The sequence below is a fragment of the Bacillus sp. PS237 genome, from assembly GCF_037963345.1.
Classification (GTDB): domain Bacteria; phylum Bacillota; class Bacilli; order Bacillales; family Bacillaceae; genus Bacillus; species Bacillus subtilis.
Map to the genome: position 1 here is coordinate 1026465 of NZ_CP150156.1, position 20785 is coordinate 1047249.

Sequence of the window (20785 nt, forward strand, 5' to 3'; positions counted from 1 at the left end):
GAAGGCGGCTGATGAGGAGATGGGGATAGATGTTTTCAGTTTTGAAAAAGCTTGGCTGGTTTTTTAAGGCGTACTGGCTGCGCTATACGATTGCGATTGTCCTTTTATTAGCAGTCAATGTCATTGAAATGTTTCCGCCTAAGCTCTTGGGGAACGCCATAGATGATATGAAAGCAGGGGCATTTACTGCGGAAGGGCTGCTGTTTTATATCGGTATCTTTTTTGTGCTGACGGCGGCCGTGTATATCATGTCTTATTTTTGGATGCATCAGCTGTTTGGCGGAGCGAATCTGATGGAGAAAATTCTTCGTACGAAGCTGATGGGGCATTTGCTGACTATGTCGCCGCCGTTTTATGAAAAAAACCGAACAGGCGATTTAATGGCACGAGGGACAAATGATCTTCAGGCCGTCAGTTTAACCACAGGGTTTGGCATCTTGACGTTAGTTGATTCTACGATGTTTATGATGACGATCTTTTTGACAATGGGGTTTTTGATCAGCTGGAAGCTGACCTTTGCCGCCATTATCCCGCTTCCAGTCATGGCGATTGCAATCAGTCTATATGGAAGTAAAATTCATGAGCGGTTTACTGAGGCCCAAAACGCGTTCGGGGCGCTGAATGACAGAGTGCTGGAATCTGTTTCAGGCGTGCGGGTGATTCGCGCGTATGTTCAGGAAACAAACGATGTTCGCCGGTTTAATGAAATGACCGCTGATGTTTATCAGAAAAATATGAAAGTGGCTTTTATTGATTCACTGTTTGAGCCGACGGTAAAACTGCTTGTCGGCGCAAGCTATCTGATTGGGCTCGGCTACGGAGCGTTTCTTGTATTCCGGAACGAGCTGACGCTTGGAGAGTTAGTGTCCTTTAACGTTTATCTCGGCATGATGATTTGGCCGATGTTTGCAATCGGTGAACTCATTAATGTGATGCAGCGCGGCAATGCGTCATTAGATCGGGTAAATGAAACTCTTTCTTATGAAACGGATGTGACAGATCCAAAACAGCCCGCTGATCTTAAAGAGCCTGGAGATATCGTTTTCAGTCATGTCAGCTTTACATATCCAAGCTCAACAAGTGACAATCTTCAGGATATTTCATTTACGGTGCGAAAAGGGCAGACTGTCGGGATTGCAGGTAAAACCGGGAGCGGAAAAACGACAATTATTAAGCAGCTTTTGCGCCAGTATCCTCCAGGTGAAGGGAGCATTACATTTTCAGGTGTACCGATTCAGCAAATCCCTCTTGACCGTCTCCGCGGATGGATCGGATATGTGCCTCAGGATCATTTACTGTTTTCACGGACTGTAAAAGAAAATATTTTATACGGAAAACAGGATGCAACTGATAAAGAGGTTCAGCAAGCCATTGCCGAAGCACATTTTGAAAAAGATTTGCACATGCTTCCGTCCGGTCTGGAGACAATGGTCGGTGAAAAAGGCGTGGCACTGTCAGGCGGGCAGAAACAAAGAATTTCGATCGCGAGAGCACTCATGGCGAATCCGGAAATCTTGATTCTGGATGATTCACTTTCCGCTGTAGATGCCAAAACAGAGGCTGCAATTATCAAGAACATCAGAGAAAACCGCAAAGGAAAAACGACATTTATTTTGACACACCGATTATCCGCGGTAGAGCACGCTGACCTGATCCTTGTGATGGACGGCGGCGTCATTGCTGAGAGAGGCACGCATCAAGAACTGCTGGCCAATAATGGGTGGTACCGGGAACAATATGAAAGACAGCAGCTGTTCACTGCGGAAGAAGGGGGAGCAGGGGCATGAAAATAGGAAAAACGTTATGGAGATACGCACTTCTTTATCGAAAATTGCTGATCACAGCCGTCCTTTTGCTAACTGTTGCCGTCGGTGCAGAACTGACTGGGCCCTTTATTGGCAAAAAAATGATAGACGACCATATCCTCGGCATTGAGAAAACATGGTATGAAGCTGCGGAAAAAGATAAAAATGCCGTTCAGTTTCACGGCGTCTCATATGTCAGAGAGGACCGATTGCAGGAGCCTGTTTCAAAAGCAAAAGAAGCGCATATTTATCAAGTGGGAATGGCGTTCTATTTTGTTGATCAGGCTGTCAGCTTCGACGGGAATAGAACGGTTTCTGACGGGAAGCTGACGATCACAAACGGAGACAAGAGCCGGGCATATGCTGCCGAAAAGCTGACTAAGCAGGAACTTTTCCAGTTCTATCAGCCGGAAATAAAGGGAATGGTGTTACTGATCTGCCTGTATGGGGGCTTGCTTGTGTTTTCGGTATTCTTTCAATACGGACAGCATTATCTGCTGCAGATGAGCGCCAATCGGATTATTCAAAAGATGAGGCAGGACGTGTTTTCGCACATACAGAAAATGCCGATTCGCTATTTTGACAACCTTCCGGCCGGAAAAGTCGTTGCGCGGATTACCAATGATACGGAGGCTATTAGGGATTTATATGTCACAGTGCTTTCAACATTTGTGACAAGCGGAATCTATATGTTCGGGATATTCACGGCTTTGTTTCTGCTTGATGTGAAGCTTGCGTTTGTATGTCTGGCAATTGTGCCGATTATCTGGCTGTGGTCGGTCATATACCGGAGATATGCGTCATATTACAACCAAAAAATCCGCTCGATCAACAGTGACATTAACGCAAAAATGAATGAGTCAATTCAAGGCATGACCATTATTCAGGCTTTCCGCCATCAAAAGGAAACAATGAGAGAATTTGAGGAATTAAATGAATCACATTTTTATTTCCAAAACAGGATGCTGAATTTAAACTCCTTAATGTCCCATAATCTGGTCAATGTCATCCGCAATCTTGCGTTCGTCTGTCTGATCTGGCATTTTGGCGGTGCGAGCCTGAATGCGGCGGGGATTGTTTCTATCGGTGTGCTGTACGCGTTTGTCGATTATTTGAACCGGTTATTTCAGCCGATCACAGGCATCGTCAATCAGTTTTCAAAGCTGGAGCTTGCAAGGGTCTCCGCCGGGCGTGTTTTTGAACTGCTTGAAGAAAAGAATACGGAAGAAGCGGGTGAACCGGCGAAGGAGCGCGCGCTGGGGCGGGTTGAATTTCGTGATGTGTCATTTGCGTATCAAGAAGGTGAAGAGGTATTAAAGCATATTTCCTTTACTGCGCAAAAAGGCGAAACCGTAGCGCTCGTCGGCCATACCGGATCAGGAAAAAGCTCGATTTTGAATCTTCTGTTTCGTTTTTATGATGCGCAAAAAGGTGATGTCTTAATTGATGGAAAAAGCATTTACAACATGTCAAGACAGGAACTCAGATCCCATATGGGTATTGTGCTTCAGGACCCGTACTTATTCTCGGGCACAATCGGATCTAACGTAAGTCTGGATGACGAAAGAATGACTGAAGAAGAAATAAAAAATGCACTGCGGCAAGTCGGTGCTGAGCCTCTTCTTAAGAAGCTTCCGAAGGGCATTAATGAGCCCGTGATTGAAAAAGGCAGCACGCTATCCTCTGGAGAGCGGCAGTTAATTTCTTTCGCTAGAGCTTTGGCGTTTGATCCCGCGATCTTGATTTTAGATGAGGCAACGGCGCATATTGATACAGAGACAGAGGCCGTGATCCAGAAGGCGCTTGATGTCGTCAAACAAGGACGCACCACCTTCGTCATCGCTCACCGGCTTTCAACAATCAGAAATGCTGATCAGATTTTGGTTCTTGATAAAGGAGAAATTGTTGAGAGAGGGAACCACGAGGAACTGATGGCATTAGAAGGCCAATATTATCAAATGTATGAACTGCAAAAGGGACAGAAACATTCCATTGCATAACGCTCAAAAACCCAAAACAATCGTGTTTTGGGTTTTTGGTTTATGTAGTCAATAAGCCAGTCCGACACGGTTTCCGACATACTCACCTGTAACGAGCTCACGATATAAAAAGTCCGCAGTATCGCCGACCGAAATGCTTGTGCCGCCCTCAGGCAAAACGTTACGCTCCGTACGATAAACGCCGGTTGCTGTTCCGTCCGGGAGGTAAGTGGGGCAGATGATTGTCCAGTCTAATGATGATTCTTTAAGCATTTCGTATACTTTTGCATGCTCCTTGGCTGCGCGGGTCTGCTTTCGTTTCGATTCATTTGTTTCAAACCGGTATTTTCCCGGTTCATATCGGGAATCTAGGATCCCTGCGGTGCCGATCGTAATAAGCCGTTTGATATGCTGTTCCTCCATAACGGAGAGAATGTGTGCCATAGCAGTTGACAAGGTATCATCACCATCTGTGCCTAGACAGCTGATCACGATTTCAGCATTCTCCATTATTTTTTTCACATCTTCTAAGCGGCGGGCGTTCCCCATGACAGTTCTGTCTTTTGAAAGGGGAAGATCAGCATGTTGAGATCTGATCAGAGCGAAAATATCAAATCTTTCATCTGCTGCAGCTTGTGTTAAAAAGGCTTGTCCGACGCGGCCGCTGGCTCCTAATAAAGCGATTTTCATTAAAAAACCTCCTCGCCTTTCATTATAAAAGGATGTTCTCAGTTTGAACAGCGCGGGAAAGAATACCTGTACAAATAAACAGAACGATGGGAAACATATTCATGAATCATGGATACACTTACGAATTGAACCAGCTCCCAATTCACAATGGTGATGAATGACACCCCGATTCCCTCCCTTTTTTTCTAGGATATGTGGAGCAGGAAAAAAGGGTGACAAAATAAAGAGAGCGCGGAAACCGCGCCCTCTATAGCCATATATTGAATTGTTATTGAACTCTGCCGCCCATTTGCTGCTGAGCGAAAGATACTAAACGTTTTGTGATTTCTCCTCCGACAGAACCGTTAGCGCGAGAAGTTGTGTCCGCTCCAAGGTTAACGCCGAATTCAGAAGCGATTTCAAGTTTCATTTGATCGATAGCCTGAGCTGCGCCAGGAACTAGTAAGTCATTTGAAGAGTTTTGGTTAGCCATGTGTAAAATCTCCTTTTTATTTAGTATGGTTGGGTTAACTGGAGTTGCACCAATCTGTGAACCCTTCTCGGGTGTCACTGCCGCCTCGGCGTAACCCAATGCTTTGCCGGCTTGTTACTACGTATTATGTTAAAATGGCCGGAAAATCATGCGGAGAATTGTGTGGTAAATCTTGAGAAATAAAAAAAGCTTAGCCGTTTAGGCTAAGCTAGTCATAAATATGAAAAAGCATCAGTTCATGTATCTCGTTTGTAAGAGCAGGCTCGTCAGCGCGGGCGGGAAACAAGTCTCCCCATTCAATCTCACCGCTCTTATGATAGATGCCTTCATAATGGGTCCCTTTATAATAAAATGAAATTTTCCATCCGGGCAGCTTTTCTTTTGGGAACAAAGGTTTCCAGCTGAAATGAGAAATCATTACGGCCACGCTCCTTACATTTGGTATCAATTGACCTAAATAAAAACGGCTTATGTTCATTGTATCATTGTTTCAGAACATCATTGAAGAGGCCTAAATATGCAGTTTGTCCCAGCTTTGGATAAAGATAAGCCCGCTTTATTAAAAAAGCGGACAGGTTACGAAGGCCACAATGCTTCCGGAGATGTGATTGCCTTCTCAGATAAATATGACGCGTATTCAAAACTTCTTCGTTTTGTAAGAGAATCAACATGATGCAAATTTGGATGAGAAAAAATGCTTCGGCCCGGGCGCGAATTCGCTTCAAACATCCATACTTTACCGTTCTGATCAATGCCAAAATCGAAACCAATCTCCCCGATAAATCCCTCGATATGATCATGAAGGACATGGCTTGCAGTCAGTGCCGCTGCAGAAAGCTTTTTAATGACCTCAACTCTTTCAGCGGGATCATCGTATACTTCCGCAAGTGTCTTTACAGTGCCGCCGTTAGAAAGATGTGTTGTAATGCTGTTCTTTCCGGAAATTTTTACGGCGATTGCTGTCACTGTCCATTTTCCTTTTCTGTTTTTATTGGTATGGACACGGAAATCCGCTGGTTTGCCTTGAAATTCGATGAGATCAACACCTTGCTGAATGAGAAAGTCGGACGGGTTGTGATGTTTTTGAAATTCTGCAAGGAATGAGGCGGCATCGGAATAATCAATTGATGTAAAAGTTTTGGCGTCATTCGTATGCTTTACCGTCAGGCCGCCATCTGTTCTTGTCAGCTGATAAATGCCGGTGCCGAGTGCTCCATTTGCCGGTTTGATATAGACTTTTTTGTATGCGCCACAGAGCTCATCTATCAGCTCCACAGACGGTGTCAGCTCGGATCTAGGCAAAAAGGGTGCCGTTCTTGGATCTTTTTCGAGCAATTGATGAACGTTCCATTTATTGAAAAACGTTTTATTAAACCATGGGATCTGATATTCATCGATCAGCCTCTTTTTTGTATGTTGCAAGAGAAGTGAATCTTCAATTTTTCGGTTCGGCAAACGGTCATAAACGACGTTCGGCAATGGAACGATTTTTTTCTCCCAGCCGTTTTCCCTGTAAAGGAGGCCTTCAATCGTGCCTTCCTCCCAATTGATTTGGTGCGCGCCAAAAACGAAGCAGTAGCCCCCGGCTTGCTCGTGTAACGTGACAAGTTTAGAAAAAAAGAGGGAACGATCCTTAAATGGGCGTTCAAGAGATACAGTAAACCCTGCCGTAAAGATGCCGACTAACGGCCCGATATGCACTGTATGATCATGAATCAGTATATCTGCCCTGCTTCGGTGGGGAAGCAAAAGCTCATGAAACAGATTTTCAGAGAGAAGCACGGTTTGTTCCAGATGCCGTCTGTAAGCAACGTGGCATCTGACAACCTTCGTTCCGAATGCGGCATGCAAAAGTCCGTCTTGCTTCAGCGAAGAGGGCAGAAACAGGGTGTTTTCACTGGTTTTGTCTATGCCGATCAAAAACCGTTTAGGATTCACGCGGAAGAACTCCTTTCTGGCTTTGCTCAGAAAACAGATATTGGCAGCGTTTTAGGGGACAAGTGTACAGCTGTTCTTTTTGCTCGGGAGAGACACGCAGGATTGACTTCCTGCCTGGTTTGGAATTGATATCTAAAATCCAAATTCTCCCGTCCTTTGCAAGACATATATCAAGACCGAGTTCAAACAACGGCCCATAGCGCTCGTCAAGATAATACGGAACCGATTGGGTAATTGAAAACACATCATCTAGTAAAACCACTTGCTGTTTTTTCGGTATATCTTCAAACCAGGAGTCAAATGTCAGCGCATCAGATCCGCCTGACAAATTGGCCAGCAGCCCGTGTTTGTATCCGCGTCTTACTGCCTTTCCGACTGTATTCCATTCACCTGCTTCGTTTTTTTCCATAAACAGACGAATATCACAAGGGTATTGTTCCTTATCTTGAATGTTTAAGTAAGGCTGAAGCAAATATTGATGCTGAAGCACTTTTTTGCACCATGTTTTAAAAGAAGTCTGGTTGGAAAACGTTTTTGTCTGCTTATCCTTTCCGATGTGATAAGTAGCAGTGATGTTTTTCTTGCCCAGCTTCAAAAGAATCACGCCTCTGCCTCCCGCGCCGAATGCCGGTTTAAGGATGCAGGCTTTTTCTTTGGATAAAAAGGAGTGAATTTGTTCGTAGCGGCTCACCTTTATCGTTTCGGGAATATAGGGATTGATTACAGAGTGCTGCTGCAAATCGTGAAGGACGGTCCACTTATCGGGAAGACCCCGCCCGATAAATTCCGTTTTCGGATATTTTTTGAGCCACTCAACGATTGGTTTTGCTTTTTGGGAATGTGAATCCTTGCCGTAAAAACAGCGATCATAAATATAATCTGGAATCGCCATTTCAGTTTCGTTCCATGTGCTGCTGGCCGAATGATAGACCGATGCTTTGACACGCAAAGTGTCAGGTGAAATATCAAATGGTGTAAACCGGATGAAACGTATGCCGAATTCGGGTGCTCTTTTGGCCAGTTCTGCGGAATAATCCGCTTCATGCTGGCGGGATAAGGACATAAAACCGAGTGTTATCATGGTGAGACTCCCCCTTTTATTCAAAAGCTGCCGGCGGGTGTCCGCAGCTTTACACTAAATACATGTAAGACGAACGCAGCTGACGGTATTCTACTTTACAGAATACGATTCTCCACCTTGCCCTATTCCAAAAGAACAAGCTGATTTTCTAAGAACAGGAATTTGTCTCCTCGTTTGCTAAGTGATTGCATGAGCCTCTATAATACGTATAGGTACATAATCTATATGAAAAAAGCTGAAGCACAGATGGAGGAAGATGAATAGGAATGGGTATTGCAGGAACCTTTATTTTTATGATCGTGATCGGCGCTGCCATTGGAGCGGTGACCAATCATTTAGCAATTCAAATGCTGTTTAGGCCGTATAAAGCGTACTATTTGTTTGGGAAACGAGTTCCTTTTACGCCCGGGCTGATTCCAAGACGGCGAGATGAACTTGCAAAACAAATGGGACTGATGGTAGTCAATCATCTCTTAACCCCTGAAGGCATTAAAAAGCGGCTCGTCTCTGATGCAGCCAAAACGCAGGCTCTTCGAGTGGGGGAACAGCTGATTCAAAAGCTGTCACTTTCTGAAGTGACAGTAAAAGAAGCGCTTGAAAAAGCCGGGATGAAGCGCCCCGAAAAAGCTGCTGATGCATGGATCAGCAGCTGGACCGATGATAAGCTGCATGAGCTTTTCCGCCAATACGGGGACCAATCGTTAAAAGAGCTGGTGCCTATAGAGGTGCAGGAAAAGCTTGAGGAAAAAATTCCGATGATTTCAGGATATATATTGTCACGGAGTGTCCGTTATTTTGAAAGTGATGAAGGAAAAATCCGTCTTGGCAATATGATTGATGACTTTTTAAAAGAGCGCGGCATGCTTGGAAGCATGGTGCAATTGTTTCTTGGCAATTCAAGCCTTGCGGATCGCGTGCTGCCGGAGCTGCTGAAATTCTTGCGCAATGAGGAAACAAATAAATTGCTTTCTGATCTCTTAAAAAACGAATGGGGCAAGCTGAGGGAGTATACGTTTAATGAAGCAGATGAAAAATGGAATGCAAAGGCGCTCATTTTCAGTTTGAAACGAAGAGTGCTGCAAGCATTTTCGACTGCCCCTTTCTTCAACAATACGATTGGCACGCTTACCGTCCGCTATGAATCTGAGCTGACCCAGCAAATGCTGCCGGCACTATTAGACAAATTGCTTGAAGGTATTTCGTCCAACCTTGAAAGTGTCTTAAAACGGTTGCGTCTTGAGGAAATCGTCAAGGAGCAGGTGGATCAGTTCCCGGTGGAGCGTCTTGAAGAAATGGTGCTGTCCATTTCAAAAAAAGAATTTAAAATGATTACCTATTTGGGGGGCCTTCTCGGCGGAATTATAGGCGCGATTCAAGCATTGTTTGTCATCCTTTTTTAAGAAGAAATGGTTTTTGATTAATGAAAGGAGCTCCATAGTCTGTTATAGTGGAGTGGTATGTCAAACGGCAATGATGAAAGGAGCTATTTACAATGGCTGTTAATTTTTATGATGTAGCGTATGATCTGGAAAATGCATTACGCGGGAGCGAAGAATTCACCCGTTTAAAAAACCTTTACGACGAAGTTAACGCAGATGAATCAGCGAAGCGCATGTTCGAAAACTTCCGTGATGTACAGCTTAGACTCCAGCAAAAACAAATGGCAGGAGAAGAGATTACACAAGAAGAAGTGACGCAGGCTCAAAAAACAGTTGCGCTTGTACAGCAGCACGAAAAAATTTCTCAGCTGATGGAAGCGGAGCAGCGCATGAGCATGCTGATTGGTGAATTGAACAAAATCATTATGAAGCCTTTAGAAGAGCTTTACGGCAGTGTTGAAGGCTAATAAGCAAAATCCCTTCTTGGATAAGAAGGGATTTTTTATTCACTCAGCAAACTTGGAAATCCAATGAATCTTTTACCTCTCCATTGATGATGACTGATAATGTATGAATTCCTTTGTAATGCTTTCTGGTGGTTAAATCCTTAAAGGATTGGATTCTTGTGTATGACTTCGTTTCGTTTTTTCGTATATTTGTTTCTGTTATTTTAAATACTTTCTGATGACGCTGGCCTCTTGCTTTTACAAAATCAATTGCGTACTCAATTCTTACTTTTTGATCCCTGTCTGAATGAATATAGAAAGAAAATTCAAGGCTTTCGCCAATAACTATACGTTTGGGCTGGCATGTTAAATCATGTAGTTGTATCGAATCAGCATTTTCATAACCAAAAAGCGCTAAGGCCTGTTTATCACCCTTTTTTAATAAGGTCCGATAGGCGTGTTTGATAATCCAGTCTGTATGGGGATGTGTTCCGTACCATTGATCTGCGACTTTTCTCAGTAAATGAGGATGCGTTTTTGATATATCATTAAGGTTGTTGGCCACGCTTTTTCTTACATATAAAGACTCGTCCTGCATCAGCTTCTCAAGGATCGGCAATACGGGGGAAGGGTCCGATTTCAAAGCCGGTATCGATTTTCCCCATGGCAGGCGGGGCCTGCTGCCTTCGCTCGCAAGTCTTCTCACGTGTTCATTTTTATGCTCAGACCATGCAAGCAATTGTGCAATCATCTTTTCTTGATCTAACAGCAAAAAAGGCCTTACAGCAAATTCTGAGGTCGAATATTGCGTAAAGGATTCCAATGCCTTTATTGATTCTTCCCAATGCGCTAACCCGTACTGTTCCACATAATCTGGAAATAAAATTCCGCTGAGTCCTTTAAAATGAGGGGCTGTATCCCGTAAAATTGTGAGCGCTTCAACGTATTGTTTTGGCAAAGTTTCGTATAAAGAAACTGTCACGCGGCGCATCCGCTCTTTTAAAGTGAGTTCAGGCCAGTCCTCCAGCCGTAATGTATCCAAGAATCTGTTTTTGTTAAAATCAGGATAGGATGACCTTACATGATGGATCAACTGAGATATCAGTTCTTCATTATATATTTCTTTTAAATCAGCCATATAAACACCGCTTTTTCGTTTATTATTTATATTGTATGGGAATGTACGTTCTGGATCAAGTGTATAGTCCTAAAAATTAACAACTGATCCTACCACGGATATACAAAAGTTGGTTACTTTTTTTAGTTAAAAAAACCCTTGTCATCGGAAAGGAAAACTGAGATAATAACATTGAAAGCGCCTACACTTACCTATTTCAAATGGATACGGTCGCATATCATGCCGTTATATAGAGGGGATAAGCAACAGAGAGTAAGTGTTCGGAGCGCATCATTGGTCAAACAAGGGGTTCCTGATACATGATTTTTCGTAAATCGAAATAACGATATTAGGGAGAATGGCTGCTTCGATCGTATCCTATCAACAAGCCATACATAAAGTCTGCTGAGCCAGGCTTTTTTTGCTTTAAGAAAAGGTTGTTCTAAACACAGAGACAGGGTCATATCCTATACACAAGTACAGTCATCAAGGAGGGGGACATCTCTGTGTCAAAACAATTGCTTGCCTTAAATATAGATGGAGCGCTGCTTCGGTCGAACGGGAAGATTCATCAGGCAACGAAAGACGCGATTGAATATGTAAAGAAAAAAGGGATTTACGTCACACTTGTGACCAACCGTCATTTTCGCTCAGCACAGAAAATAGCGAAATCGCTAAAGCTTGATGCCAAGCTGATCACCCATAGCGGGGCATATATCGCTGAGAAAATTGACGCCCCGTTTTTTGAAAAAAGAATTTCTGATGATCATACCTTTAACATTGTTCAAGTGCTGGAGAGCTATCAATGCAATATTCGGCTTCTTCACGAAAAGTATTCCATCGGAAACAAGAAAAAGGTGAATTCGAATTTATTAGGGAAAGCACTCATTCATCCGTCTGACCCGATCTTTTATCCAGTCCAGTTCGTTGAATCATTAAGCGATCTCCTCATGGATGAGCCGGTGAGTGCACCCGTCATCGAGGTGTACACGGAGCACGACATTCAGCATGACATTACAGAAACGATTACAAAAGCCTTCCCTGCGGTGGACGTGATTCGCGTAAACGATGAGAAACTGAATATCGTCCCGAAGGGTGTCTCGAAGGAAGCGGGTTTGGCCCTCGTCGCTTCAGAGCTGGGCCTGAGTATGGATGATGTCGTGGCCATTGGGCATCAGTATGACGATCTGCCGATGATCGAACTTGCCGGTCTTGGGGTAGCGATGGGGAATGCCGTTCCGGAAATTAAGAGAAAGGCAGATTGGGTTACAAGGTCCAATGACGAGCAAGGTGTCGCTTATATGATGAAGGAATATTTCCGAATGCAGCAGCGAAAAGGATTTCTTGATAAGTTCCACATGAAACGTGTGTAAAAAAGCCGCTCGCGCCCTGACAGGTGCGGCGGCTTTTTTGCCGGATTGATTTTAGCAGTTTATTTCTGTACACTAAAGAAAGTTTTGAATCTGATAAATTAGGTGATGAAGTTGCAAATTAAAATAGAAGGCATACATGATGACCGCCTGCATCGGCCTCTGCAAAATATTGCAAATTTGTTTTATGAAGAGTGCGAGCTTGCGTATGGCGGAGAGGAGCCCGCAGATTTTGTCATTTCTTTAGCGTTGTCACAAACGGATGAGCATGTGACGGTTTCTGGAGAAGTGAAGGGTACTGGCATAAAGGAACAGCATACAAAATTCTTTTCTCCAGACATGACTGAAAAAGAAGCTTTTAAGCAAGTGAAAAACACAATTTCTTATGTGTATCTCAATCTTCTTCAGGCGCATACGGGCATTACGCAGAAGTGGGGAATCCTCACAGGAATCCGGCCCACAAAGCTGCTTCATAAAAAACTGCAAAGCGGAATGTCCAAGGAGCAAGCGCATGCTGAGTTGAAAAAAGACTATTTAATTCATGATGAAAAAATCATGCTAATGCAGGAAATTGTTGACCGTCAGCTGGCGGCAGTGCCGGATTTGTACCGAGTAAAGGATGAAGTCAGCATTTATATCGGCATTCCGTTCTGCCCGACAAAATGCGCGTATTGCACATTCCCTGCGTACGCTATCCAAGGACAGGCGGGCAGAGTCGGCTCATTCCTATGGGGACTGCATTACGAAATGCAGAAAATCGGTGAATGGCTGAAGGAGCATGATGTTAAGGTTACAACCATTTACTTTGGCGGCGGGACGCCGACAAGCATTACAGCGGAGGAGATGGATCTGCTGTATGAAGAAATGGTCCGCTCCTTCCCGGATGTGAAAAACATTCGTGAGATTACGGTGGAGGCCGGTCGTCCTGACACGATTACAGAAGAAAAACTCGCCGTTTTAAACAAATATGACATTGATCGGATCAGCATCAATCCGCAATCCTACGAAAACGAAACGCTAAAGGCGATCGGGCGGCACCATACGGTTGAAGAGACCATTGAGAAATATCATCTGTCACGCCAGCACGGCATGAATAATATTAACATGGACTTGATTATTGGTTTGCCTGGGGAAGGCGTGAAGGAGTTCAGGCACAGTCTTTCAGAAACAGAAAAACTGATGCCGGAATCCCTTACCGTTCATACTCTTTCATTTAAACGGGCGTCAGAAATGACGAGAAACAAGCATAAGTACAAAGTTGCCGGCAGGGAAGAGGTTTCTCAAATGATGGAAGACGCGGTAGCCTGGACGAAAGAGCATGGGTACGTGCCTTATTATTTATACCGCCAGAAAAACATTCTTGGAAACCTTGAAAACGTCGGATACTCTTTGCCGGGACAAGAAAGCATCTACAACATTATGATTATGGAAGAGGTGCAGACGATTATTGGCATCGGCTGCGGCGCTGCTAGTAAATTTATTGATCGGGATACAGGGAAAATTACGCATTTTGCGAATCCGAAAGATCCGAAATCGTACAATGAGCGCTTCGAGCACTACACGGACGAAAAAATCAAATATTTAGAGCAGATTTTTGAAAAAACGACAAAGCAGCACTGATTACAGTGCTGCTTTTTTTATCCCTGTTTTTTTGCGGGCTGAACCTCAGGCTTCCATTTAAATACCTTGTTCAGCAAGCGGTAAATTCGTTTTGATTCCTTTGTGACAAGCGGTCCCAAAATCGCCAGAATGAGGACATATAATGCGGCAAACGGCTTTAATGTGGCCGACAGTCCGCCGGCTATCCCGAGATTCGCAACGATAATCGAAAATTCTCCCCGCGATACGATCGTCAGCCCGATATTCGATGAAGCCTTATGAGAAAGCCCTGCGCGTCGTCCTGCCACCATTCCGGCGATAAAATTTCCCAGAATGGTCAAAATCACTGCACCCAACGCAAGCCAAACCGCTTCACCAAGCGAAAACGGATCGATGCTGAGGCCGAAGCTGAAAAAGAACATCGCACCGAAGAAGTCGCGAAACGGAACAACGAGGTGTTCAATCCTATCGGAATGCTCTGTTTCTGAAAAGACCAAACCGAGCAGCAGCGCGCCGATTGCTTCTGCTACATGAATCGTCTCTGAAAAACCGGCGATAAAAAAGAGTGCTGCGAAAATGACGATAATAAACACTTCGTTTGAGCGAATGTCCAACAGTTTGTTCAACAGCGGCGGGAGTTTTCTTGCTGCGATAAAAAACAGCAGCATATAACCGAAGGCGATCAAAATGGACAAGAGTGCACTCCCTACGGATGTCGCATCACCTAGTATAAGGCCGGAAACAACGGACAGATATACGGCAAGGAAAATATCTTCAAACATGATGATGCCGAGAATCAATTCGGTTTCCGGGTTGGCGGTTCTTTTTAAATCAACGAGCACTTTTGCGACAATCGCACTTGACGAGATTGTGATGACGCCTGCGAGGATGAGGACTTCCAGAAAGGAAAATCCGGTGATAAACCCGTAAAGCAGTCCGAGGCTGAAGTTAATCAAAATATAAATCGTCCCGCCGACCGCGATTGATTTTCCTGATTTGATTAACTTCCCGACAGAGAATTCGAGTCCGAGATAGAAGAGGAGGAACAGTACGCCCATTCGCCCGAAAAACTCGATGATTTCACTGCTTTGAATAAATGTTAGATCAATAATCCCCATTTTCGGCGCGTGCGGTCCAACAAGCATTCCCAGCACAATCAGAAACGGAATAATCGAAAATTTAATTTTATTGGCGATCACACTGGCGATTGCCACAAGCACAAGTGCAGTTCCGACTTCAAATACAAGATGGTCCATCGGGGCTCACACGCCCTCTCCAGAAAGAAAATCGTGAATCAGTTTCTTCAGATGCTTTCTCTCACCTGAGAGGACAAGGGTGTCATTTTCTTCAATAATCGAATCCGCTCCGGGATTTAGGAGCTTTTCCTGGTTGTGTTTGATAATCGCAATAACAGTGACATCGTAATTCTGGCGAACATCAAGCTCACCGAGTGTGCGTCCGATCGATTTGGCGCCTTTTTCGACCTTAAACCATTCAATAATAAGATCGCTGAAGGCCATTTCGATGGACTCCAGAGCTTGCGGTTTATAGACCATGCCCCCGAGAATAGCTGCAATTTGCCTTGCTTCAGAATCATCCAATGAAATATTTGAAAGAAGCTCATCCGGGTCCCGGTCATTAAACCGGTAAATTTCCCTTCTTCCGTCATCATGAATGATAATCGTCATTTTTTCGTGGCTTCTTGTTTCGATTTCAAACTTTTTGCCGATGCCCGGCAGATCGTTTTCTTTAATATTCAATGAAAATCCCTCCGAATGTAGTGTTGGCAGTATGGGGTGAGTTACAAATAAAACTTGAGCAAATTATATTCGGAGGTAATTAGACTGGTATTTGACAGGGACGGCCAAAGCCTTTTCCAGCCTGTTTATCAGCGGTTCGTCAAGTGGTTTGACAGAGAGCTGCCTGACAGACTGCGCCAGCGGGCTGTACTCTTTGATCAGCTCAGCCGGGTGCATGCTGCCCGGCGATGGCGTTTTTGCCGATTGTGTTTCCTGCGGATATGAAGACATAGGCACATAGCTGTCAGTGCTTGCTTCAAACTGGGAAGGCAGAACCACGTCCGAAGGGGGAAAGTACACCATAAATAAACTTAACAGAAAACTGATCAGCAATTTATCCATGTTCCTTTCCTCCCTTCTCATCAAGATATCCCTTCTTTTTCACTATATAAAACTTTATGTTTCCATTCAAACAATATGCATTTTTCAGTATCTATTGACCTTGAAAAATAAAAAGGTTTATTTGGGGATGGCGGGGAATGTATAGGAGAAAGAAAAAAGTAAGCGCATACATGGAGGTGCTTTTAATGGAGTTTGTTCAATATGCATGTAATGGGGCCGTTGCAGAGATTATCCTGAATCGGCCTGATGCCCATCACGCCCTGAATGAACAGATGCTGTCTGAATTGAAGGAGGCAGTCGAAATGGCGGCTGCAAGCGAGGCGCTCATCGTTCTCCTGAGAGGAAGCGGGAAAGGCTTTTCGGCCGGCGGTGATATCAGGATGATGACGTCAGAGCATGACCCTGACCAATTTAAACGGCTGATGGATACGATTGAGGCTGTCACCCTGAATTTATATCAGATGAAGAAAGTGACAATTGCAGCCATTCATGGTGCTGCTGCGGGACTGGGCCTGAGTTTGGCGCTTTGTGCGGACATTGTGCTCGCTGAAAAAAACGCCGTTCTCGCGATGAATTTTATCGGCATTGGGCTTGTTCCGGACGGCGGAGGACATTATTTGCTGAAGAAAAGAATCGGTGAAGCAAAAGCGAAAAAACTGATTTGGAGCGGAAAAAAACTATCTGCCTCGGAAGCTGCCGATATGGGGCTTCTTGATGGGACATTTGCCGGAGACCCTGCCGAAGGCGCAAGACCCATTATCGAAACCCTGTTGGCCTCCCCTCTTTTGGCGATGATCGAAACGAAAGGTATTTTTCAAAGCCTCCAAATTGAAGAACTGAAAAAAGTGCTATCCCTTGAGCGCAGCGCCCAAGAGAGAATGAGAAGGACCAAGGATCACCAAGAAGGAATCCGTGCCTTTTTAGAAAAACGGGAGCCGAAGTTTCAAGCGTAACAGATCAGCCGGAAAGCTGATCATCTGTGAAACAAAATCAGCTTTCCGGCTGCATTGACTAAACGATGAGTATGACTATGAAGCTCTTTTTCTTTTAAGAGGGCTTCACCATGCGTTTTTGCCGCTTCTTCATGTTCTGCCTCGAATTGCTCGTTTACCAGCGTGTTCCCCGAAGGATCAAATACGGTAAGGAAATAATCAGCCATCAGGTTTCTCCTCCATTTTAAGGTTTATCAGTCTTTCTTCATTTATATTCTAAAAAGGAAATCAAAATCCTTTATTATGCTTTATCCAAAATTAGTATATAATGGGTCAGGGAAGGAGGAGATTCAGTGCTTACAATTGATCACGTAACGAAGACATTTGGAGATTATAAAGCCGTTGACGGATTGGACTTAGATATTCCGGAACAGCAAATGTTCGGTCTATTAGGCGCAAACGGAGCGGGAAAAACAACAACGTTTCGCATGATCCTAGGATTATTAAGCATTACGGAGGGCTCAATCAGCTGGAAGGGCCGTCCTGTGAATTATCATATCAGCAACAAAATCGGTTATTTGCCGGAAGAGCGGGGCCTTTATCCGAAAATGAAGGTAAGGGATCAGCTCGTCTATCTTGCCAGATTAAAAGGGATGGAGAAGCGAGAGGCTGTAAAAGAGCTCGGGACATGGCTTGAACGCTTCAATATTACAGATTACGAGAATAAGAAGGTGGAAGAGCTTTCGAAGGGGAATCAGCAGAAAATCCAATTCATTTCGGCAGTTTTGCATAAGCCGGAGCTCCTGATTCTTGATGAACCATTCAGCGGCTTGGACCCTGTCAATGTTGAGCTGCTAAAAGAGGCCGTGATCTCGCTGAAAAACAGCGGTGTTTCTATTTTATTTTCAAGCCATCGGATGGAACATGTGGAGGAGCTTTGTGAGAACCTTTGCATATTGCAGAAAGGAAAACCGGTTGTACAAGGCAAGCTGAAGGAGATCAAGCGTTCTTTCGGTAAAAAGAATGTTACCATTCACTCCGATGACGATCTGCGCTTTTTGCAGTCCCATGAAGGCATTCTTCAATGGAAGGAAACGGCAGACGGCGTCAAGCTGCAGATTGCCAATGAAGACATTTCTCAAGAGATTTTTGCGATGCTCCAAGGAAAAGGGTTTATCAGAAAGTTTGAGCTTGAAGAGCCGTCACTGCATGATATTTTTATAGAAAAGGTGGGGGCCGTCTATGAATAAATTTTGGATCATGCTTTCTCATACATACAAAAATAAGATTATGGCAAAATCCTTTATTATTTCGACTGTCATCACGGTGCTGCTTGTTTTAGTTGTAACGAATCTGGAGTCGATCATTTCTTTGTTTCAAGGTGACGATGCGAAAGAAAAAATCGCCGTTGTTGATGAAACAAACGAATTATATCCGGTTTTTTCTAAGCAGCTGAAAGCGGTGGATACAGACGGCGATCTTGATGTGAAGCTGTCGAAGCAATCGGAGGATGAGGTCACAAAGCAAGTCAAAGATGAATCACTCGATGGCATGCTCATCATCAAACGAGATGAAAAAGGGACCATTTCAGGAACATATAAAGCGTTAACGATTTCTGATGAAAGCACGTATCAAACACTGCAGCAGGCGCTGACGCAAACCAAAACAGCTGTCGGAACAGCGGAGCTCGGCGTGTCGCAGGAAACGATTAGCAGCCTTTATGCGCCTGTTACTGTGGGGCAGAAGGCGCTGAAAGAAGGGGCAAAGTCTGAGGAAGAGCTTGGCCAGACGGTAGGGCTTGTTTACATTATGCTGTTCGTCATTTATTTCTCGGTGATTATGTATGCCAGCATGATAGCGATGGAGGTCGCAACCGAAAAATCTTCGCGAGTTATGGAAATCCTGATCTCAAGTATGCCGCCGATCCAGCAAATGTTTGCAAAGCTGCTTGGTATCGGGCTTGTCGGGATCACACAGCTTGCTATTATTATAGGAGCCGGCTCTCTGTCGCTTAAGCTGAACCAAAAGAGCGAAACGGCTTCATCTGTCGGCGGATTCCTTAATTTGACCGACGTATCTGCAACCACTGTCATCTATGCTGTCATTTTCTTTTTGCTCGGATACTTTTTGTACGCGACACTTGCCGCGTTTCTCGGCAGTGTCGTCAGCAGAATAGAGGACGTGCAGCAAACGATCACGCCGATGACGCTTTTGGTTGTCGCCGGTTTTATGATCGCGATGTTCGGTTTGAATGCGCCTGACGCAGGATTTATTACGGTAACTTCGTTTATTCCGTTCTTTACGCCAATGATTATGTTCCTGCGCGTCGGCATGCTTGATATTCCGTTCTGGCAGGCGGCTGTCGGAATCGGAATCACACTGCTCACCATTGTCATACTGGCCGTTATCGGCGCCAGAATTTATAAAGGCGGTGTATTAATTTACGGCAATTCAAGCGCGTTCAAAGCGATCAAACAAGCGCTACGTTTAGCGAAAAACTGATTGGAAAACAGCCTGGGGATTCTCAGGCTGTTTCTTTATTGACAGAACGTGCATTCGCAAGAATTCGGTGCTAAAATAAGGGTACTTCATCCTGGAAAGGAGCAGAATGTTGACTGATCTAACCTTTATTCATGCGGCAGATCTTCATCTTGACAGCCCGTTTTACGGGATATCGCATCTGCCGGAGCCGATTTTTGCCCGGATTAAAGAAAGCACGTTTGCAAGCGTGAGACATATGATAGACGCCGCAGTGAGAGAGCACGTTGATTTCATTTTGCTTGCGGGAGATCTGTTTGATGAAGCCAATCGAAGCTTAAAGGCTCAGCTCTTTTTGAAAAAACAGTTTGAAAGACTCAGAGAGTGCGGAATTTCGGTATACGTCATCTTTGGGAATCACGATCATCTTGGCGGGGAGTGGACGCCGATTGAATGGCCTGAGAATGTCCATATTTTTTCGTCCGCTGTTCCAGAAGAAAAATCGTTTTTTAAAGAAGGCAGGCGCATAGCAAGCATTTACGGCTTCAGCTATCAAGCCAGAGCATTGATGGAAAACCAAGCCGCCCGCTATCGGAGATCAACTGACGCACCGTTTCATATCGGCATGCTCCACGGCACGCTGTCAGGATCTGAAGGACACGATCCGTATTGCCCGTTTACACATGACGACCTCGTGAAAAGCGGGATGGATTATTGGGCGCTTGGCCATATACATAAACGCCAGGTTCTATCTGCCGAGCATCCGGCAGTCATTTACCCGGGAAACACGCAAGCACGCCATATAAAGGAGACGGGAGATAAAGGCTATTATCTCGTTCATGTGACAAACGGAGATATATCTTATGAATTTCAGAGAGCGCATGATGTCCTGTGGGAAAAAGCGGCGGTTGATGTGACGGAGGCAAAGAATATGACAGCCCTCTTCCAAATGGTGGAGGACACGTTTTCGAAGCTGCGGAAAAAGGGGAGCCCTGTTTGTGTAAGGCTTGTTTTACAAGGGACGGCGCCGGAATGGCTGCTGGAGGCGCCAAAAGGCACCTTGGATGAGTTTCTTGAAGCTCTTCAGGAACAAGAAGCGGAAGAGGAACGTTTCGTTTGGCCTCTTAGATTGGACGATGAGACAGAAAACGAAGCAAACCTAACAAACCTTGATCCTTTTTTTGGCGGTTTATTTGAAGACATTGATCGCAGCGATCTGTCAGACGTGCTGGAAGGGCTTGAGCGGCATCCAGTGTATAGAAGGCACGCGGACCGGTTTAGCCAAGAGGAGGTAAAGGAAATAAAAGAGCAGGCACAGATAATATTGAAAAGACAGCTTAAGGTGCTTGATACATGAG

The 20785-nt window shown here is 44.6% G+C and carries 21 protein-coding genes; 10 read left to right on the plus strand and 11 right to left on the minus strand.

Going from position 1 to position 20785, the window contains the following annotated elements; all coding sequences use genetic code 11:
- Window positions 1–29: 29 nt before the first annotated feature.
- Together bmrC and bmrD are read left to right on the plus strand one after the other, a co-directional pair.
- Window positions 30–1787 (plus strand): multidrug ABC transporter ATP-binding protein BmrC, encoded by a 1758-nt coding sequence (gene bmrC / locus NST22_RS05295; RefSeq protein WP_003245157.1) that lies wholly within the window; start codon window positions 30–32, stop codon window positions 1785–1787.
- Window positions 1784–3805 (plus strand): multidrug resistance ABC transporter ATP-binding protein/permease BmrD, encoded by a 2022-nt coding sequence (gene bmrD / locus NST22_RS05300; RefSeq protein WP_003233292.1) that lies wholly within the window; start codon window positions 1784–1786, stop codon window positions 3803–3805. The genes bmrC and bmrD overlap by 4 nt, the downstream gene beginning before the upstream one ends.
- A 48-nt stretch (window positions 3806–3853) precedes the next feature.
- On the opposite strand, the gene NST22_RS05305 is transcribed toward bmrD, so the two are convergent.
- The 6 genes from NST22_RS05305 to spaC all read right to left on the minus strand — a co-directional run bounded on the left by NST22_RS05305 (window position 3854) and on the right by spaC (window position 7965).
- Window positions 3854–4474: an SDR family oxidoreductase gene (locus NST22_RS05305; protein WP_003245013.1), complete on the minus strand. Its 621-nt coding sequence runs from the start codon at window positions 4472–4474 to the stop codon at window positions 3854–3856.
- Between the two features lie 38 nt (window positions 4475–4512).
- The gene (locus NST22_RS05310; protein ID WP_003245136.1) at window positions 4513–4638 is read right to left on the minus strand and encodes a hypothetical protein; all 126 of its coding nucleotides are present in this window, start codon (window positions 4636–4638) and stop codon (window positions 4513–4515) included.
- 104 nt (window positions 4639–4742) lie between these two features.
- Window positions 4743–4946: a beta type acid-soluble spore protein SspB gene (sspB, locus tag NST22_RS05315; protein ID WP_003233287.1), complete on the minus strand. Its 204-nt coding sequence runs from the start codon at window positions 4944–4946 to the stop codon at window positions 4743–4745.
- Window positions 4947–5154: 208 nt separating this feature from the next.
- The gene (locus tag NST22_RS05320; RefSeq protein ID WP_010886462.1) at window positions 5155–5373 is read right to left on the minus strand and encodes a YheE family protein; all 219 of its coding nucleotides are present in this window, start codon (window positions 5371–5373) and stop codon (window positions 5155–5157) included.
- 149 nt (window positions 5374–5522) lie between these two features.
- Window positions 5523–6884 carry a spore coat associated protein YheD gene (gene yheD / locus NST22_RS05325; protein WP_003245015.1) on the minus strand — a complete coding sequence of 454 codons (1362 nt, stop codon included), beginning with the start codon at window positions 6882–6884 and terminating at the stop codon, window positions 5523–5525.
- Window positions 6874–7965: a spore coat associated protein SpaC gene (spaC, locus tag NST22_RS05330; protein WP_003245845.1), complete on the minus strand. Its 1092-nt coding sequence runs from the start codon at window positions 7963–7965 to the stop codon at window positions 6874–6876. The genes yheD and spaC overlap by 11 nt, the downstream gene beginning before the upstream one ends.
- 266 nt (window positions 7966–8231) lie before the next feature.
- On the opposite strand from spaC, the gene NST22_RS05335 reads away from it, so the two are divergent.
- Together NST22_RS05335 and NST22_RS05340 are read left to right on the plus strand one after the other, a co-directional pair.
- The gene (locus NST22_RS05335; protein ID WP_003245756.1) at window positions 8232–9365 is read left to right on the plus strand and encodes a DUF445 domain-containing protein; all 1134 of its coding nucleotides are present in this window, start codon (window positions 8232–8234) and stop codon (window positions 9363–9365) included.
- A 92-nt stretch (window positions 9366–9457) separates the two neighbouring features.
- Entirely contained in the window at window positions 9458–9811 is a 354-nt protein-coding gene (locus NST22_RS05340) for a YlbF family regulator (protein ID WP_003224239.1), read from the plus strand.
- Between the two features lie 43 nt (window positions 9812–9854).
- Here NST22_RS05340 and NST22_RS05345 read toward each other — a convergent pair whose 3' ends face one another.
- Window positions 9855–10928 (minus strand): DNA alkylation repair protein, encoded by a 1074-nt coding sequence (locus NST22_RS05345; RefSeq protein ID WP_003245738.1) that lies wholly within the window; start codon window positions 10926–10928, stop codon window positions 9855–9857.
- 485 nt (window positions 10929–11413) lie between these two features.
- Here NST22_RS05345 and NST22_RS05350 point away from each other — a divergent pair, with 485 nt between their 5' ends.
- Window positions 11414–12280 carry a Cof-type HAD-IIB family hydrolase gene (locus tag NST22_RS05350; protein WP_003233277.1) on the plus strand — a complete coding sequence of 289 codons (867 nt, stop codon included), beginning with the start codon at window positions 11414–11416 and terminating at the stop codon, window positions 12278–12280.
- Window positions 12281–12391: 111 nt separating this feature from the next.
- Window positions 12392–13897 carry a coproporphyrinogen III oxidase gene (locus NST22_RS05355; protein ID WP_003245132.1) on the plus strand — a complete coding sequence of 502 codons (1506 nt, stop codon included), beginning with the start codon at window positions 12392–12394 and terminating at the stop codon, window positions 13895–13897.
- A gap of 17 nt (window positions 13898–13914) precedes the next feature.
- On the opposite strand, the gene khtU is transcribed toward NST22_RS05355, so the two are convergent.
- The 3 genes from khtU to khtS form a co-directional block, all read right to left on the minus strand.
- Window positions 13915–15132: a K(+)/H(+) antiporter subunit KhtU gene (gene khtU / locus NST22_RS05360; RefSeq protein WP_003233272.1), complete on the minus strand. Its 1218-nt coding sequence runs from the start codon at window positions 15130–15132 to the stop codon at window positions 13915–13917.
- Window positions 15133–15138: 6 nt separating this feature from the next.
- Window positions 15139–15636, minus strand: a complete 498-nt coding sequence (khtT, locus tag NST22_RS05365; RefSeq protein WP_003233269.1) for a K(+)/H(+) antiporter subunit KhtT — start codon at window positions 15634–15636, stop codon at window positions 15139–15141.
- A 63-nt stretch (window positions 15637–15699) separates the two neighbouring features.
- The gene (gene khtS, locus NST22_RS05370) at window positions 15700–16038 is read right to left on the minus strand and encodes a K(+)/H(+) antiporter modulator KhtS (protein WP_010886463.1); all 339 of its coding nucleotides are present in this window, start codon (window positions 16036–16038) and stop codon (window positions 15700–15702) included.
- Between the two features lie 164 nt (window positions 16039–16202).
- Here khtS and NST22_RS05375 point away from each other — a divergent pair, with 164 nt between their 5' ends.
- Window positions 16203–16970, plus strand: a complete 768-nt coding sequence (locus NST22_RS05375; RefSeq protein WP_003245167.1) for an enoyl-CoA hydratase — start codon at window positions 16203–16205, stop codon at window positions 16968–16970.
- Between the two features lie 20 nt (window positions 16971–16990).
- Here the strand turns inward: NST22_RS05375 and NST22_RS05380 are convergent, their stop codons facing one another.
- Window positions 16991–17176: a YhzD family protein gene (locus tag NST22_RS05380; protein ID WP_003233264.1), complete on the minus strand. Its 186-nt coding sequence runs from the start codon at window positions 17174–17176 to the stop codon at window positions 16991–16993.
- Window positions 17177–17302: 126 nt separating this feature from the next.
- On the opposite strand from NST22_RS05380, the gene NST22_RS05385 reads away from it, so the two are divergent.
- From NST22_RS05385 to NST22_RS05395, 3 genes are all read left to right on the plus strand, one after another.
- Window positions 17303–18199 (plus strand): ABC transporter ATP-binding protein, encoded by an 897-nt coding sequence (locus NST22_RS05385; protein ID WP_003233262.1) that lies wholly within the window; start codon window positions 17303–17305, stop codon window positions 18197–18199.
- Window positions 18192–19451 carry an ABC transporter permease gene (locus tag NST22_RS05390; RefSeq protein ID WP_003244912.1) on the plus strand — a complete coding sequence of 420 codons (1260 nt, stop codon included), beginning with the start codon at window positions 18192–18194 and terminating at the stop codon, window positions 19449–19451. The genes NST22_RS05385 and NST22_RS05390 overlap by 8 nt, the downstream gene beginning before the upstream one ends.
- 106 nt (window positions 19452–19557) lie before the next feature.
- Window positions 19558–20784, plus strand: coding sequence for an exonuclease SbcCD subunit D (locus NST22_RS05395; RefSeq protein WP_003233258.1), 1227 nt, complete (start codon window positions 19558–19560; stop codon window positions 20782–20784).
- The last annotated feature ends 1 nt before the right edge of the window (window position 20785 follow it).

What these genes read in the sequence shown, in the direction of transcription:
- bmrC (WP_003245157.1), top strand. Translation starts at nt 30, where the DNA reads ATGTTTTCAGTTTTGAAAAAGCTTGGCTGGTTTTTTAAGGCGTACTGG.
- bmrD (WP_003233292.1), top strand. Translation starts at nt 1,784, where the DNA reads ATGAAAATAGGAAAAACGTTATGGAGATACGCACTTCTTTATCGAAAA.
- NST22_RS05305 (WP_003245013.1), bottom strand. Translation starts at nt 4,474, where the DNA reads ATGAAAATCGCTTTATTAGGAGCCAGCGGCCGCGTCGGACAAGCCTTT.
- sspB (WP_003233287.1), bottom strand. Translation starts at nt 4,946, where the DNA reads ATGGCTAACCAAAACTCTTCAAATGACTTACTAGTTCCTGGCGCAGCT.
- spaC (WP_003245845.1), bottom strand. Translation starts at nt 7,965, where the DNA reads ATGATAACACTCGGTTTTATGTCCTTATCCCGCCAGCATGAAGCGGAT.
- NST22_RS05335 (WP_003245756.1), top strand. Translation starts at nt 8,232, where the DNA reads ATGGGTATTGCAGGAACCTTTATTTTTATGATCGTGATCGGCGCTGCC.
- NST22_RS05340 (WP_003224239.1), top strand. Translation starts at nt 9,458, where the DNA reads ATGGCTGTTAATTTTTATGATGTAGCGTATGATCTGGAAAATGCATTA.
- NST22_RS05345 (WP_003245738.1), bottom strand. Translation starts at nt 10,928, where the DNA reads ATGGCTGATTTAAAAGAAATATATAATGAAGAACTGATATCTCAGTTG.
- khtU (WP_003233272.1), bottom strand. Translation starts at nt 15,132, where the DNA reads ATGGACCATCTTGTATTTGAAGTCGGAACTGCACTTGTGCTTGTGGCA.
- khtS (WP_010886463.1), bottom strand. Translation starts at nt 16,038, where the DNA reads ATGAGAAGGGAGGAAAGGAACATGGATAAATTGCTGATCAGTTTTCTG.
- NST22_RS05375 (WP_003245167.1), top strand. Translation starts at nt 16,203, where the DNA reads ATGGAGTTTGTTCAATATGCATGTAATGGGGCCGTTGCAGAGATTATC.
- NST22_RS05380 (WP_003233264.1), bottom strand. Translation starts at nt 17,176, where the DNA reads ATGGCTGATTATTTCCTTACCGTATTTGATCCTTCGGGGAACACGCTG.
- NST22_RS05390 (WP_003244912.1), top strand. Translation starts at nt 18,192, where the DNA reads ATGAATAAATTTTGGATCATGCTTTCTCATACATACAAAAATAAGATT.
- NST22_RS05395 (WP_003233258.1), top strand. Translation starts at nt 19,558, where the DNA reads ATGTTGACTGATCTAACCTTTATTCATGCGGCAGATCTTCATCTTGAC.